13 protein-coding genes are annotated in these 15,274 nt (G+C 56.9%); 7 read left to right on the top strand and 6 right to left on the bottom strand.

What is annotated here, in order from left to right; genetic code table 11:
- The first annotated feature begins 776 nt into the window (after positions 1-776).
- Together RS887_RS14610 and RS887_RS14605 are read left to right on the top strand one after the other, a co-directional pair.
- The gene (locus RS887_RS14610; protein WP_322615909.1) at positions 777-1,643 is read left to right on the top strand and encodes an OST-HTH/LOTUS domain-containing protein; all 867 of its coding nucleotides are present in this window, start codon (positions 777-779) and stop codon (positions 1,641-1,643) included.
- Positions 1,644-2,320: 677 nt separating this feature from the next.
- A complete protein-coding gene (locus RS887_RS14605) occupies positions 2,321-2,650 on the top strand; it encodes a hypothetical protein (protein ID WP_322615908.1) in 330 nt (109 codons plus the stop codon).
- Positions 2,651-3,026: 376 nt separating this feature from the next.
- Here RS887_RS14605 and RS887_RS14595 read toward each other — a convergent pair whose 3' ends face one another.
- The 3 genes from RS887_RS14595 to RS887_RS14585 are packed head-to-tail and all read right to left on the bottom strand — an operon-like array spanning position 3,027 to position 4,509.
- Positions 3,027-3,437 (bottom strand): hypothetical protein, encoded by a 411-nt coding sequence (locus RS887_RS14595; RefSeq protein ID WP_322615907.1) that lies wholly within the window; start codon positions 3,435-3,437, stop codon positions 3,027-3,029.
- 60 nt (positions 3,438-3,497) lie between these two features.
- Complete coding sequence (locus RS887_RS14590; RefSeq protein WP_322615906.1) at positions 3,498-4,319, bottom strand: lipid II-degrading bacteriocin; 822 nt, start codon at positions 4,317-4,319, stop codon at positions 3,498-3,500.
- A 7-nt stretch (positions 4,320-4,326) separates the two neighbouring features.
- Entirely contained in the window at positions 4,327-4,509 is a 183-nt protein-coding gene (locus RS887_RS14585; RefSeq protein ID WP_322615928.1) for a Com family DNA-binding transcriptional regulator, read from the bottom strand.
- Positions 4,510-5,533: 1,024 nt separating this feature from the next.
- Here RS887_RS14585 and RS887_RS14580 point away from each other — a divergent pair.
- Positions 5,534-5,842, top strand: coding sequence for a DUF3077 domain-containing protein (locus RS887_RS14580; protein ID WP_322615905.1), 309 nt, complete (start codon positions 5,534-5,536; stop codon positions 5,840-5,842).
- Between the two features lie 172 nt (positions 5,843-6,014).
- Here the strand turns inward: RS887_RS14580 and RS887_RS14575 are convergent, their stop codons facing one another.
- Complete coding sequence (locus RS887_RS14575) at positions 6,015-6,932, bottom strand: Abi family protein (RefSeq protein WP_322615904.1); 918 nt, start codon at positions 6,930-6,932, stop codon at positions 6,015-6,017.
- Positions 6,933-7,507: 575 nt separating this feature from the next.
- Here RS887_RS14575 and RS887_RS14570 point away from each other — a divergent pair.
- Genes RS887_RS14570 through RS887_RS14555 form a run of 4 tightly spaced genes read left to right on the top strand, consistent with a single transcriptional unit; the run spans position 7,508 to position 12,634 of the window.
- Entirely contained in the window at positions 7,508-7,984 is a 477-nt protein-coding gene (locus tag RS887_RS14570) for a formate dehydrogenase subunit gamma (RefSeq protein ID WP_322615903.1), read from the top strand.
- Positions 7,981-9,543 (top strand): formate dehydrogenase beta subunit, encoded by a 1,563-nt coding sequence (locus RS887_RS14565; protein WP_322615902.1) that lies wholly within the window; start codon positions 7,981-7,983, stop codon positions 9,541-9,543. The genes RS887_RS14570 and RS887_RS14565 overlap by 4 nt, the downstream gene beginning before the upstream one ends.
- Entirely contained in the window at positions 9,540-12,416 is a 2,877-nt protein-coding gene (fdhF, locus tag RS887_RS14560) for a formate dehydrogenase subunit alpha (protein ID WP_322615901.1), read from the top strand. The genes RS887_RS14565 and fdhF overlap by 4 nt, the downstream gene beginning before the upstream one ends.
- The gene (locus tag RS887_RS14555) at positions 12,413-12,634 is read left to right on the top strand and encodes a formate dehydrogenase subunit delta (RefSeq protein ID WP_322615900.1); all 222 of its coding nucleotides are present in this window, start codon (positions 12,413-12,415) and stop codon (positions 12,632-12,634) included. The genes fdhF and RS887_RS14555 overlap by 4 nt, the downstream gene beginning before the upstream one ends.
- A gap of 329 nt (positions 12,635-12,963) precedes the next feature.
- Here RS887_RS14555 and RS887_RS14550 read toward each other — a convergent pair whose 3' ends face one another.
- Positions 12,964-13,308, bottom strand: a complete 345-nt coding sequence (locus RS887_RS14550) for a potassium channel family protein (protein ID WP_322615899.1) — start codon at positions 13,306-13,308, stop codon at positions 12,964-12,966.
- Positions 13,309-13,610: 302 nt separating this feature from the next.
- Positions 13,611-15,254 (bottom strand): fatty acid--CoA ligase, encoded by a 1,644-nt coding sequence (locus RS887_RS14545; protein WP_322615898.1) that lies wholly within the window; start codon positions 15,252-15,254, stop codon positions 13,611-13,613.
- Between the last annotated feature and the right edge of the window lie 20 nt (positions 15,255-15,274).

Here is a 15,274-nt window from a genome sequence, read left to right as displayed (position 1 = left end):
ATTGACTAGCAGTCTAACTCCACAAGCACCCACACGAATTGCTTGATTCAGTTGTTAAAGAGCGGTTGGTTAAGATCTTTCGTCTCAACCGAGGCGTGCATTCTACAGCAAACCCCTTTAAGCAGCACCCTTAAAAGTTTCTGATTTTAACAATAAAATCAACTACTTAAGCCAAAACCAGCATCAAGCTGCTCGTTAGCGGGAGGCGAATACTACAGCATTAAATTACGTGGTCAACCCCTGCCTAGAAATTCTTTTCCCTTACCAAAGAGCCTAGGTTGCCACTATGAAAATTTCCAAGGTCTGTACAAAACATCAGGGCAGCAGAGTACCCAGACCACGTCGTCACTAAATCGCCCCTTACTTTCGTAGACGCTGACTGACCGCTTTTGGCTGTGGATTGCTGCCTGTCGCGACAGACTGAAAACGACCCAGGCTGTGTAAAAACGCAGACACCGTTTTGAAGTCCTCGCTTCTACGTTGAATCTGCAAACGTCCGGTTAGTTAGCAGACCTGGATTTTGCGTAGGTGCGTGTTTTTCGCGCCGATTTTCACTGCCGCATCTGCCTTAAAATGTTTTTACACAGCCTCGCCCCATAGCTGTCACTCGCCAGCGGCAGCTGTCGACCGATTCTGTTGAAAAAGTCCGAGCGGATTGACTCAACCTACACTGAGCTTGAAAAGCGTCCGATTTACGCGTTGCTCGCCCTCCTAGCAGGGCGAGAGTATTGCAGTGAATCGCTCCAGCCCTACCACTTATGCCTGAGTCGTTAATCATGGAGGACGTCACTACCATGCCCTCGGATGATGTACCTGCTATTCAACACATCGTGCAGCGCAAACTCGGACGCTGCCTGTTGCGCTTGCAACAATACGAACGGCAGCTGAAAGCCATTGTCGCGCATGGTGAGCTGAACGGTCCTGTGGATCGGCTGCCTATCATCCGAGAGCAGAAGGTCGCACGTGCCCAGAACAAGACGATGGGCACGTTGATGGGGATGTTGACCGAAAGCTTTCTGTCCCCGCCGCCCCCAAATGAAGAAGAGTCACAGACGGAAGCCGATCTCGGTGACCAGATCTGGCTCAGGTATAGATACCAGTTGGAAATGACAGCCGAGAACTATGAGGCAATGAAGGCCGACCTCAAGGAGCTGGTTGACCTGCGCAATAAAGTGGTTCACCACTTTATTGAGCGTTTCGATCTCTGGTCTGAATCAGGCTGCCAGGCGGCGGTTGGTTTTCTGGAGGAAAGCTACGAAGCCATCAATCGGCATTGCCTAAATCTGCAATCCTGGGCCAAACACATGAGTGAGGCACGAGCTAAACTGGCTTCGCTTATGCAGAGCCAGGCATTTGAAGATGCGCTCATCGACGGTATCAGGGAGGACGGTTCAGTCTTTTGGACTGGCAGTGGGATATGCCGCTGTTTACGTGAAGCAGAAAACAAACTTGCCGAAGATGGCTGGACTCGACTGGAAGCAGCCATCTGCTGGATTGGTGGTACCTATCCAGAGCAGACGCCCAAGCGCTACGGTTGCAAAAGCTGGAGGCATGCCCTGTACGAATCACGGCAGTTCGAAATACGAAAATCCCAAGCTGATAACGAACCTACTGCCGTCTGGTATCGCAGCAAAGTCAGTTGAAAACTGAATCCTCCTTCCTTTTGCAAGCGCGCTGAGTGAATGCTCCTAGCCGACTTCTGCCTGTCACTACCGTCAGCTTTGGGTCCAGGCTGTGTAAAGACGCAGACACTGTCTTGAAGTCTGTGTCGCTACGTAAAATCTGCCAATGATTGGTGTATCAGGGGAGCTGAAATTTGTGTAGGAACGCGATTTTCGTTCTGGTTCTGACTGTCAAACCTGCTCTAAACCGTTTTTACACAGTCTCGGTCGTTTTCTGCCTGTCATGACTGACATGTTTGGGTCGACAGTTGCCTATAGCGGTAGGCCAGACTCCACCAAACCCGATTGCTTTGTTGACAACAATGACTCACACAACATGCATCTCGTCGGAAATCAGAAAGGCGAAATCTGGAATCTTCCATCCACCAAGTTCCATTGATATAAATCACTCAAATTTACACTTTTCCGTATATTAAAAAGTGTACATGTGCTTTTATAGATATTAATCAAATGCTTAACCTATTCTTCGAGTCCCCCTCGGGCACCAAAATTAAGAAAGGTCTTGCTTTGCAAGGCCTTTTTTTTCGTCTGCGAAAAAGCACCTGACACCCCACCGATCTGTAGGAGCCGGCTTGCCAGCGAAGCTTTTTAATCTCTCGCACCCTCGGTCGGCACGACCCCTCTCAAGGATTCCCCCCATGGAATTGCACCTGGAAACCGTCGCCCTCTTCTCCCTCAAATTGGCTTATGAGAAGGAAGACTCAAGCCCAATTTTGCGTGACGATCTGGTTATGGGTGATTACCAGCGGGATGTGTTTGAGTTGCTGGTGCGTCGGGGGGATGTTGAGGCGATTCAGGTGAAGGTGGATGAGTGTGTGGGGTTGGCGTTGGAAACTCTAGGCGGCGCGGGGAAACCCCTTGGCCGGGAGCTAAACAGACTGGCGACTGATTTTGGCAGCGCACAGACGATGAACCACCTTGATATCCCGCTCATGGCGCTTAGGGATTATTTGAAAGCCATCCAGTGACGGTGCATTTAATGGCCGAACACCTTGGCCGCCATGTGTTGACCAATAATAAATCCGCCCCTTTATTTGCAAGCGGAGCCTGTCGCCTCCCCTCCCCCATAGATCAAGCGCAAGAGGGCGACCCAGAACGACAAGGTCGCGACATAGAATATCGGCGAGTGTTGGCTAAGCCAGGCCATGACGATGGGCCTGGTACTGGTTTGTCGGGCATGTTTGGCATCCGAACTCCTCTCTTTCGGGGGGAGCGAGAATAGGTCCAGCAATCCACGCCATCCTTATCTTCTCGGAGCAAAGACGGGGTAAGGGTGCCAGATACGAAAAAGCCACAGCGATTGGTGGCTTTAGAGATATAGAGGGTTAGAACACGCTGCTGTGACTATGTGTTTCGTGTACGGAATAACGCCAAATCCTGCCGAATAAAGAAAAACGTTGTGGCTAGATAAACAAGTGCTGGTGCAAGAGCCAGTAAAGAAACCTCATAGGCCAATACCAGACTTAAAGCTCCGACAAAAAACGTAAAAATCGTTGCGGGTAAGCGCAACAGAAATGACAGCACCTTGGCCCATTGTTTATTTGGAGCCAAAACAAGTAGAAATGAAGAAAAAGCCTGCAAAAAAATAATAAAAGCAGAGAAGTACGCAACATAAAAAACCACAAAGAACATAGGAGCTGGCTTTTCCATCTCATCTACGTTGACGATCGAACAATAGAGTGAGCCCCATAGTAAAATGGCGCCCAACACGAGCAGTAATGTTGGTGAAAAGGCCTTGCAAAACTGCTTAAGCATATCTTTCTCCATGATGGGCGCTAAAGTAGGCGCCTCGAATACAAAGACGCCTATATTACATCAACGATTGATCGAGATGCCTAGATAACCCTCAATCGCGATCTCATAGGGTTGACCATTCATTACCTTTTGTACCGTGTCAAGGATTGCGGTAGAGGACTCTCCAAGCCAGCTCCGATGAGTACTTGGGTTGCCGTCATAAATATCGTTGTAAGCCTTCGCATCACCATTGAAGGTCAAGTAACCATCTGCCGTCTTGGTGACAGTACCTTCAATTTTCAGAGTGATGCTACCAAGCCAGGATGCGGTCATCCACGAATCGTTTGCTGTATTGTAGGGCACCTTGTCTAAGTAAACTGAAGAGGCACCAAGCGGAGCTGCGGCCAGTGCAGCTTCCAGTAACGGCATCTTCGTTGTGGACAATTGCAAGCCCAGACTGTTGATATTGGTTCTTGCAGTGGTGCCTTTGCCGAACACCAAATGACTCATCGCTGCAACTGGAGTCAAAATCCCGCCCGAAAAATATGCACCATCGTACTCAAATAGTTTTTTTTCCGAAATTTGGCGACTGGCGTAGTTCAAAGCTTGCGCAGGGCTCTGATCAGGATTGTGAGAGCTAAATGTATCTGCCCAACGTATTGTTCCGAAGTCGAAAGGAAAACCATGCACAACGTAGTTTACATGACCGTAATGCGCTTGCTCATTACAAAGCTTAATTATCATTTCGCGCCAATGGCCATTCGCATAATGAACATTTCGCTGTTGTTGCTGCTGAAACAGAATGACCCCGGGGTTTGGGCCAGGAAAAGGTGCGCCAGGTGGATTAGAATAGCCGGGCTTCGTTGCATATACATAAATTGGTGGTAGTTCGACTGTGCTCATGGTTTACCTACGATATTTTAAATTGTGCAGCATATGCTGCGTTTGAGTCGCTCGTAGGCGATCGCTCGAGGCTCTTGACCTTCACATGATTAAACGTCCCACATCGGGAGCATTTAATCTGGAGCTCAGTGCACTCGCCCATTCGGGCGAGAAGTCGATTGCAGTTACCGCACCTATAGTCTCTTAACATCTTCAAGTCCATTTGAACTTCTATTAAGCGCCACCTCGCTCGCGACAAGAAAGTGGACAGATCTATTTCCACTCGAACAACAAATCTGTACACGCTCCACCGGTTGAAGAATACGCCTGTGACACTTACACCCAGCCGAAAATCCCACCAGCGCCACCAAATAGAAAAAGCAATTCAACAATGATAATCATTCCCCCCAGCGCAATATGACAAGCTTGCATTTAATAGAAACCGGAAGGATATTTATATTTTAAACCCGGCCCTTCGCGCCCTTGCGCGAAGCCGAACATCAGGATGTGAGTATCGACCCCCAGAAACTCGCCACCACAAATGGTCTTATCACTTTTGTAAATAAAGTATCCCTTCGTCATTGCTTGCACTCCGTGTCCATTCACGCGCCAGGCAAGGTACGTGCTGCGGCTATATGAATTGCACCGACTCAGGAATGAGTGGATCAACACAAAATACGTGGATTCCGAGGCAATTCAAGGCACTGCGAAACGAACAGTAGACCTCCTACAAGTTATACAGAAAAAGGAGACAAAAAATTAAATAAGGCAAATACACGCTCGTACTTTGTTCGCATTCGAATTGAAAAGATGAGAACAAACCACACTACTTCACAAAGTAGATTTGTGGCTGATGTGTTCAGAGGTTGCGAGAAAAGGGCCTTCACGATAACCTCCCACGGTCGCTGCCAATTCAGCGACCGGGTGTGAGAGCCCGAAACAATCAAGGCGCAAAGCGCCCCAAAACCTATCGCGGCGTTTTTTTTCGTCTGCGATATGGCTTTATGGCGGCTGTGCGTGGGAGACCTTCGGGTCTACCGGTTGCCTTGATTGCCGGTTTCTCACCCCGCGCACGGCTGTCACCCAAGCCCGTGAGAAGGCTCGTGGCAGCTCCTCAAATCAAGGATTTTGACCATGACCAAGATAAATCCGTTTGAAATTTGGCTTTCCCCACTACGCAATTCCCAATCGCGTAACACCCTCCCCCATTGCCCCTCCATCCTCGGAGGTGGTCAATGACCGAACAACCCGAACTCAAAACCATCGGTTTAACCCCCGCCATCTACTGCTCCGATCAACCGCTGTTCCACGTCACTCGCGGCGTTCCCCTCTGCGATGCGTTATCAATGGCTTCTGATTTTCTGTTCCTGGCCAAATCGCTCACCGAAGATGCAGCCTACGCCACAGACACCGACCGCCACGCCTGGGCTGCGCATTATCTGACGTCGATGAGTAAAGCGTTGGTGGATGATGCGGTGAAGGTGCTGACGCGGGATTGGACTGGTGCGCCAACTTCCAAGCGAGCGGCGGAGGCTGAGGGGTAGCTCCTAGAAGTTGGGCATGATGCTTGTAGGGCGGGGTTGGTTGCGGTAGGCGTGGGCATTCAGCAGGAATGGTGGTTGCCTTGAGTTTTTCGCGAGCGAGCTCGCTCCTACAGGGGTGTGGCTATCTGGCGGGTATTAGCCCCGAGTTTTTCGGGGTTTTCGTCGAAGTCAGCTAGATCCCGAACAGTTTTCGAGGAAAGCCCGATTCATCTGAAAACCCCATTGCTTTGAAAGTGCAGCCGGGCATAGCAGGCTTGCGATCGATCAGATCCGCAATGTCGTTGATCCAGGTCGAAGCCGGTGCGATTTTCTGTAGCAGAAACCATATGACCGCAATTAACCCGTACAGCCGCTTGAGCGCATGTTGATCCAGCCCCAGTCTCTGAAAATAGGGTTCCGAGGGGATCGATAACGGGTTTGCCGAAGCCTGATTCCAGATGCGAGTATGGTGAGCACAGCGGTTGCGCAAATGGCTGGTCTGCTGCACCCACCGACTGAGCATCTTTGCGTTGTTCAAACCGAGACGCGCGAGTATCAAATTCTGATACTTGCTGGTGAGCAGCTCGAAGAACTCCGAAAGATCCCCGAAATCCCAGGCTTCCACGGCGACCCAAACAGGAATGGACTTACCGGCTCGCAAGTGCCACTGAATACAGTCCTCTTTGCTCCGCGCAATATGCGACTGCTGTTTCAGACTCCACTCTGTCCACTTGTTGCGCGCATTACCACGGCTGTCCGTGTACGGCTGGGTCCATTTGTGCAGGATAAATTTCACATTGGTGTAGGCCATCGGGTCGTGATACCCAACCTCGTGAGCCATTATGGTCTTGAGGTGGACCTCCAGACGCTCGACTGCATCCAGCATGAGCATTCGCAATCGTTTATCGAACTGGTAAAGGTCTACGATCGCATCGAAAGAGGTGGTCGCCTGGAAAGTGTCCAGACGTAGAGGCTTGCCCGCGACCGGGCAGATTTCTTGCGCAAGGCCATTCATTTTGAATTCCCGCGCCGGGTACCAGAATCCGCTTAGACGGTAATACCCAAGCTGAGCGAGCTTGCGTTCTGCGCGAGACTGATCATTGATCTGCATACCCCTGCTTGTCAGGAGCGCAACCATGTCAGGGTACGTAAGGAAAGGCTTCGGAGGGGCTGGTTTAGGCAACTTCCATGTTCCATAAACAAGAAGGCCCGAACGTAATGCCGGACTGAGCCAGCACCAGAGGATCGGGCGCGATTGGGATCAATGCTGCCGTAGCCAAGTAACAATGTCAACGTCGACGACACCGGCAGGAACGGTGGTTGCCTTACGTTTTTCGCGAGCAAGCTCGCTCCTACAGGGATTTCGGTTGTCTGGCAGAAATTATGTAACAAGCCTCCAGCAACAGCACCTCGCCTCGCATTCTTCTAGACTCAATACAAGGTCGTAGACAGAACCAAACACGTCGCTCTGGTGCAGATAAATCAAAGGCGGCGTGGCAATCTGGCTTTTATGCCCTTACCGATGCGCGGCGAAGACCGCGCCGGGCACAACAAGATGCCCGCCCAGGGTGCCCTGGCCAACGGCCTGAAAATGCCACGATTCCGTGACGTGGTGTGAGTGCCGCAGCCGACACTTTCGGACAACCGACGACCTTCTGGTTTGTCCGTGACCGTGAGGAATGCTGTATGCCTGATGAGAGTTTGCACCTGCCTGTGGTCAACAGCCTGCTGGAGCGCCACAAGGGCTCTGCGGGTGCACTGTTGCCCATTCTTCATGATATTCAGGAACGCATCGGTTACGTCCCCGATGTCGCCGTCCCCGAGATTGCTCACGCCCTCAATCTGAGTCAGGCGGAGGTTCGCGGGGTGATCAGTTTTTACCATGACTTCCGTACCGCGCCGCCGGCCAGGCATATCCTGCGGTTGTGCCGCGCCGAGTCCTGCAAGAGCCGTGGTGCCGAGCAGTTGGCCGCGCAGTTGCGCGAGCGTCTGCAACTGGACGATCACGGCAGCAGCGCTGATGGCAGCATCAGTTTGCGTCCGGTGTATTGCCTTGGCGCCTGCGCCTGTTCGCCTGCTCTGGAGCTGGATGGCCGGGTGCATGCACGGCTCAGCGCTGAGCGTCTGGATGCGCTGCTCGACGCTTGCCGGGAGGACGCATGATGCCGACGCTCTATCTGCCCTGTGATTCTATTGCCCGTGCCGTGGGTGCCGATGAGGTATCCGTGGCCCTGATCACTCAGGCCAAGGCACTTAATCTGCCGCTGGAGCTACAGCGCACCAGTTCGCGCGGCCTGTACTGGCTGGAACCGCTGCTGGAAGTGGACAGCCCCCAAGGCCGGATCGGCTTCGGCCCGATGACCGCTGCTGATGTGCCGTCCGTGCTCGATGCGTTGCAAGGCGAGCCGTCCAGCCATCCACTGGCCTTGGGCCTGGTGGAAGAGCTGCCCTATCTCAAGACTCAACAACGCCTGATGTTTGCCCGCGCCGGCATTACCCGGCCGCTGTCGCTGGAGGATTACCGGGCCCACGGTGGTTTCGAGGGTTTGACCCGCGCCATCGCGGTGGGCGGCGAGCAGACCGCGACGGAAGTGTTCGATTCGGGCCTTCGTGGCCGTGGCGGTGCGGCCTTCCCGGCCGGGATCAAATGGCGCACGGTGCGCGGCACTCAGGCTGCGCAGAAGTACATCGTGTGCAACGCCGACGAAGGCGACTCCGGCACCTTCGCCGACCGCATGTTGATGGAAGGCGACCCCTTCCTGCTGATCGAAGGCATGGCCATTGCCGGCCTCTGCTGCGGCGCCACCTACGGCTACATCTATGTGCGCTCGGAGTATCCGGATGCCGTGGCCACTCTGCGTCAGGCGCTGAACATAGCCCGTGATGCCGGTTATCTGGGCGCCAATGTCGGCGGCAGCGGTCAGGCTTTCGACATGGAAGTACGAGTGGGTGCCGGCGCGTACATCTGCGGCGAAGAAACCGCGCTGCTGGACTCGCTGGAAGGCAAGCGCGGTATTGTTCGCGCCAAGCCGCCGATCCCTGCGTTGCAAGGCCTGTTCGGCCTGCCGACCCTGGTGCACAACGTGCTGACTTTGGCCTCGGTGCCGCTGATTCTGGCCAAGGGCGCGCAGTTCTATCGCGATTACGGCATGGGCCGTTCGCTGGGCACCATGCCCTTCCAGTTGGCGGGCAATATTCGTCACGGCGGGCTGGTGGAACGGGCCTTTGGCCTGACCCTGCGGGAGCTGGTGGAAGACTACGGCGGTGGTACTGCCAGTGGCCGGCCGCTGAAGGCCGCACAGGTCGGCGGCCCTCTCGGCGCCTGGGTGCCACCTTCGCAATTCGATACGCCGCTGGATTACGAGGCCTTCGCCGCCATCGGGGCGATGCTCGGTCACGGTGGTGTGGTGGTGGCTGACGACAGCCTGGACATGGCCCACATGGCGCGTTTTGCCATGCAGTTCTGCGCCGAGGAATCCTGTGGCAAATGCACCCCCTGCCGCATCGGCTCGACCCGGGGCGTGGAGGTGATCGACCGTTTGCTGGCCGCGCCCGACCAGAGTGGTCGCGATGAGCAGGTGATCATCCTCAAGGACCTGTGCGACACCCTGCAATACGGTTCGCTGTGCGCGCTGGGCGGCATGGTCTCTTTCCCGGTAGCCAGCGCCCTCAAGCACTTCCCCGCCGACTTCGGTCTGCAAGCCTCGGAGGCCGAGCAATGATCACTGTATTCGATCCGAAAACCGATATGGATCTGGGCACGCCGGCCCGCGAAAGCCAGGTGCAAGTCACCCTGAACATCGACGGCCGCAGCATCAGCGTGCCCGAAGGCACTTCGGTGATGCGTGCCGCCGCGCTGCTGGGCACCACCATTCCCAAACTCTGTGCCACCGACAGTCTGGAAGCCTTTGGCTCCTGCCGCATGTGCCTGGTGGAGATCGACGGCATGCGCGGCTACCCCGCGTCCTGCACCACGCCGGTCACTGAAGGCATGACCGTGCACACCCAAACGCCGAAGCTCGCGACCCTGCGGCGCAATGTCATGGAGCTGTACATCTCCGATCACCCGCTGGACTGCCTGACCTGCTCGGCCAACGGCAACTGCGAGCTGCAAACCGTTGCCGGCCAGGTCGGCCTGCGGGAAGTGCGTTATGGCTATGAAGGCGAGAACCATCTGGAGGACGTGAAGGACACCTCCAACCCCTACTTCGATTACGACCCGAGCAAGTGCATCGTCTGCAACCGCTGCGTGCGCGCCTGCGAAGAAACCCAGGGCACCTTTGCCCTGACCATTACCGGGCGCGGTTTCGAATCCCGGGTTGCGGCCGCCGGTGGCGAGAACTTCCTCGACTCGGAATGCGTGTCCTGCGGTGCCTGTGTACAAGCCTGCCCCACCGCGACGCTGATGGAAAAAAACGTGGTCGAAATGGGTCAGCCTGAACGCAGCGTGATCACCACCTGTGCCTATTGCGGTGTGGGCTGCTCGTTCCGCGCCGAGATGAAAGGCAACCAGCTGGTGCGCATGGTTCCCGACAAGAACGGCCAGGCCAACCACGGCCACTCCTGCGTCAAGGGGCGCTTTGCCTGGGGCTACGCCACCCACCCGGATCGCATCACCAAACCGATGATCCGCAAAAACATCAGCGACCCTTGGCAGGAAGTCAGCTGGGATGAAGCCGTGACCTACGCCGCCAGCGAATTCCGCCGGCTGCAGCAAAAGTACGGCCGCGATTCCATCGGCGGCATCACCTCCAGCCGCTGCACCAACGAAGAAACCTACCTGGTGCAAAAACTGGTGCGCGCCGCCTTCGGCAACAACAACGTCGACACCTGTGCGCGGGTCTGCCACTCGCCGACTGGTTATGGCCTGAAGCAAACCCTGGGCGAGTCCGCCGGCACCCAGAGTTTCGACTCGGTGATGCAGGCCGACGTGATTCTGGTGATGGGCGCCAACCCCAGCGACGCCCACCCGGTGTTCGCCTCGCAACTCAAGCGCCGCCTGCGTGAAGGCGCGCGGCTGATCGTCATCGACCCACGGCGCATCGATCTGGTGGACACGGTGCACGCCCGCGCCGAATATCACTTGGCTCTGCGCCCTGGCACCAACGTTGCCATGCTCAATGCCTTGGCCCACGTGATCATCACTGAAGGCCTGCAAAACCAGGCCTTTATCGACGCCCGTTGCGAGGGCGGCGATTTCGCCCGCTGGAGCGAGTTCGTCAGCCGTGCGGAAAACTCGCCGGAAGCGATTGGCCCGATCTGCGGTGTACCCGCTGCCGACATCCGTGCCGCCGCTCGCCTGTACGCCACCGGTGGCAATGCGGCGATCTACTACGGCCTGGGCGTCACCGAACACAGCCAGGGCAGCACTTCGGTCATGGGCATCGCCAACCTGGCCATGGCCACCGGCAACATCGGCCGCGAAGGCGTGGGCGTGAACCCGCTGCGGGGGCAGAACAACGTTCAGGGCTCCTGCGACATGGGCTCCTTCCCCCACGAGTTGCCCGGCTACCGGCACATCTCCAACGAGGTCGTCCGCACGCAATTCGAACAGGCGTGGAACGTCACCCTGCAACCCGACCCGGGCCTGCGCATTCCCAACATGTTCGAGTCGGCACTGGCCGGCAGCTTCAAGGGCCTGTACTGCCAGGGTGAAGACATCGCCCAGAGCGACCCGAATACCCAGCACGTCACCGCGGCCCTGTCGGCCATGGAGTGCGTGGTGGTGCAGGACATTTTCCTCAACGAAACCGCCAAGTTCGCGCATGTGTTCCTGCCGGGCGCTTCGTTCCTGGAAAAGGACGGCACCTTCACCAACGCCGAGCGGCGCATCTCGCGGGTGCGCAAGGTGATGGAGCCGCTGGGCGGCAAGGCCGACTGGGAAGGCACGGTGGCCCTGGCCAATGCCCTGGGTTACCCGATGAACTACAAGCATCCATCGGAAATCATGGATGAAATCGCCAGCCTGACGCCGACCTTCACCAACGTCAGCTACGCCGCACTGGATAGCCACGGCAGCCTGCAATGGCCGTGCAACGCCGAGGCACCGGACGGCACGCCGACCATGCACATCGAGGAATTCGTGCGCGGCAAGGGGCGCTTCATGCTCACCGGCTACGTGCCCACCGAGGAGAAGGTCAACAGTCGCTATCCGCTGCTGCTGACCACCGGGCGCATCCTCAGCCAGTACAACGTCGGCGCCCAGACCCGGCGTACCGACAACGTCGCCTGGCATGACGAAGACCGCCTGGAAATCCACCCGACCGACGCCGAGAGCCGTGGCATCAACGAAGGTGACTGGGTCGGCATCGGCAGCCGCGCCGGGCAGACCGTACTGCGTGCGCGGATCACCGAACGGGTCGCCCCGGGCGTGGTGTACACCACCTTCCACTTCCCTGAGTCGGGCGCCAACGTCATCACCACAGACAACTCCGACTGGGCCACCAACTGTCCGGAGTACAAGGTCACGGCCGTGGAAGTCAGCCGCGTCTACCACCCTTCCGAGTGGCAAAAGCGCTTCCAGGCATTCAGCGATGAGCAGCACCGCTTGCTCAAGGATCGCGCCCGTGGCGCTAAAGCGGAGGTACGTCGATGAGTACTGAAAACCTGATCAAGATGGCCAACCAGATCGCCCAGTACTTTACCAGCGAACCGGACCAGCAACAGGCCGTGCTCGGGGTGCGCAATCACCTGCAAATGTACTGGACGCCCGGTATGCGCAAGGAATTGCTGGCCTGGCAGACAGAGCACCAGGGGGCGGACCTGCACCCCTTGGCGCAGGCGGCAGTGACTGGGGCGGGTTGGGAGGCTTAGCTTGCTGGCTGCAAAAAACTAATGTGGGAGCGACGGTGCGGCGATCCGACTTGCTCGCGATGGCGTCAGCTCAGTCAGCTCGATGTTGAATGTGCTGGCCCCTTCGCGGGCAAGCCCGCTCCCACAGGTTTGTGCGTCGATTACAACACTTGTATACGACACGAACCCTGTGGGAGCGAGCTTGCTCGCGATAGCGGTGTATCAGCCAGCAAAAATGTCGAATGTTTCGCCGCCATCGCGAGCAAGTCGGATCGCCGCACCGCCGCTCCCACAGGGTTTGCAGCGCTCACAAGTGTAGAGGTCAGTTCAAAGTAGATGCTGGCTACACCTCACGCCTCACCTTTGCGTGTCGCCGTCACGGTCACTTCAATTGCCCGGACACTGATGGCCGCGAATGTCGCGGTCAGCAGTACGCCGTTGAAACCCAGCAGCACTGCCAGCACTCGCGAAGCGCCGAGTTTGGGCACGAGTTCGCCGTAGCCAATGGTCAGGCCCGTCACGAAGGCGAAGTAGATACCGTCATCAGGGCTCCACCCTTCCAGATGGGCGATGATCAGGCCGAACACTACGATCACTAACAGCAGTATCGAGAAGATCGGCCACACCACTTTGAAATAGAACCAGACCGCTTTGTAGAACTCTTTGCGGACGTTTTCTGCACGGGTGAAGTTCATGGCGTGGGCTTCCTGGGGTTTGCCTGACCGGCAATGGGATGCACGGCGATTCAATACCCCGTTCAGCTTGGCACAAGCGCTGAAAACTGCGACCAACGGGGCGATATCGCTGGCGTGCGCAGGACTATGACAAAGACGGCACCACCGAGACTATCCAGAAACCGCCCGGCGCCGGTGGATTCTTGTAGGAGCGAGCCTGCTCGCGATGGTCGTTAACGATTACGCGTGTTTACTGGTTAAACGCGGCGCTCTCGAGTCCATCGCGAGCAGGCTCGCTCCTACATTGTTCGTGTCAGTTCGTGTCAGTTCGCTTCAGTTTCCCGAATCAGCTTCTTGTTGATCTTGCCGACGCTGGTCTTGGGGATTTCGGCGACGAACTTGAACTGCTTGGGGATCGCCCATTTGTTGATGCGCCCGCCGTCGACAAAGGCTTGCAGGTGCGTCTCCAGGATCTTGCGATCCAGGTATTGGCCCGGCTCGCTGACGACCATGGCCATGGGCCGTTCGCCCCATTGCTCATCGACAATACCCACCACCGCGACGGACATGACGCCCGGGTGTTCGCTGATCAGGCTTTCCAGTTCCAGGGAGCTGATCCACTCGCCACCGGTCTTGATCACGTCCTTGATGCGGTCCTTGATTTCCACGCCACCGAGCTTGTCGATGGAGGCCATGTCACCGGTGTGCAACCAGCCGTTGTGCCACAGCTCCGCACCTTTGTCCGGGGCTTTGAGATAGCCCTGGGTCAGCCACGGCGCGCGCACCACGATCTCCCCCAGGGACTCGCCGTCGTGGGCCACGTCATTGCCGTCGGCGTCGATGATTTTCAGGTCGACCATCGGCACCGGCGTGCCGGTCTTGATGCGGATCGGCAGCTGCGCGTCGGCGGACAGCTTGAGGTCTTCGTCGCGCAGGTACGTCAAGCACAGCAACGGGCAGGTTTCGGACATGCCGTAGCCGGCATGCACCACCATGCCTTTGGCGCTGGCTTCGCTGGCGATGCCGAGGGTCAGCGCACTGCCGCCCAGGAGCATTTTCCAGCCGTCGAAACGGGTCGCCTTGCCTTCCTCACAGTTGAGGATCATCTGCAGGATGGTCGGCACGCAGTGGGAGAAGGTCACCTTCTCTTCGCGGTACAGCCGCACCAGACTGTTGGGCTCGTAGCGGCCCGGATACACCTGCTTGATGCCCATCAGGGTCGCGACATACGGCACGCCCCAGGCATGCACGTGGAACATCGGCGTGATGGGCATGTACACATCGTCGGAGCGCAGCAACGGCTGGCCCTGATAGACGCCCAGGGTGCCGACGGCGTTCAGGGTGTGCAGGACCAGCTGGCGATGGCTGAAGTACACGCCTTTCGGGTCGCCAGTGGTGCCGGTGGTGTAGAACAGCGTGGCCACCGAGTTCTCGTCGAAATCGGGGAAGTCGTACTGGTCCGAGGCCAGGGACAGCAGGTGCTCGTACTCGCCCAACACCGGCAGCGAGGTCGTGGTCGCCTCGTCATCGGTGAGTTGCAGGTAGCCTTTTACGGTTTCCAGCCGACCGTGGATCTGCTCGACCAGCGGCAGGAAATCATCATGCACCAGCACCAGGTCATCCTCGGCGTGGTTCATGGTGAACAACACCTGCTCCGGCGACAGGCGAATGTTCACCGTGTGCAGCACCGCGCCGATCATCGGCACGGCAAAGAAGCATTCCAGGTAGCGGTGGCTGTCCCAGTCGAGCAGGGCCACCGTGTCACCGGCCTTGACCCCGGCGGCGGTCAGCGCATTGGCCAGTCGGCGGATGCGCTGGTTGAGTGTCTGGTAGCTGTAGCGCAGCTTGTCGGCGTAGACGATTTCCCGGCCCGGCTCATAGCGCACGCCGGACAGCAGCAATTGCTTGATCAGCAAGGGGTAGGCATAGGCGCCGTCGGCGGGCGGGATTATTTTTGTCGCCATCATGATTAAGGTTCCTTGTCCTT

The sequence above is a fragment of the Pseudomonas sp. BIC9C genome (assembly GCF_034541995.1).
GTDB classification, from domain to species: Bacteria; Pseudomonadota; Gammaproteobacteria; order Pseudomonadales; family Pseudomonadaceae; genus Aquipseudomonas; species Aquipseudomonas fluorescens_CC.
Note: the sequence above shows the minus strand (reverse complement) of the source record. Positions and strands in the feature narration are given on the sequence as shown.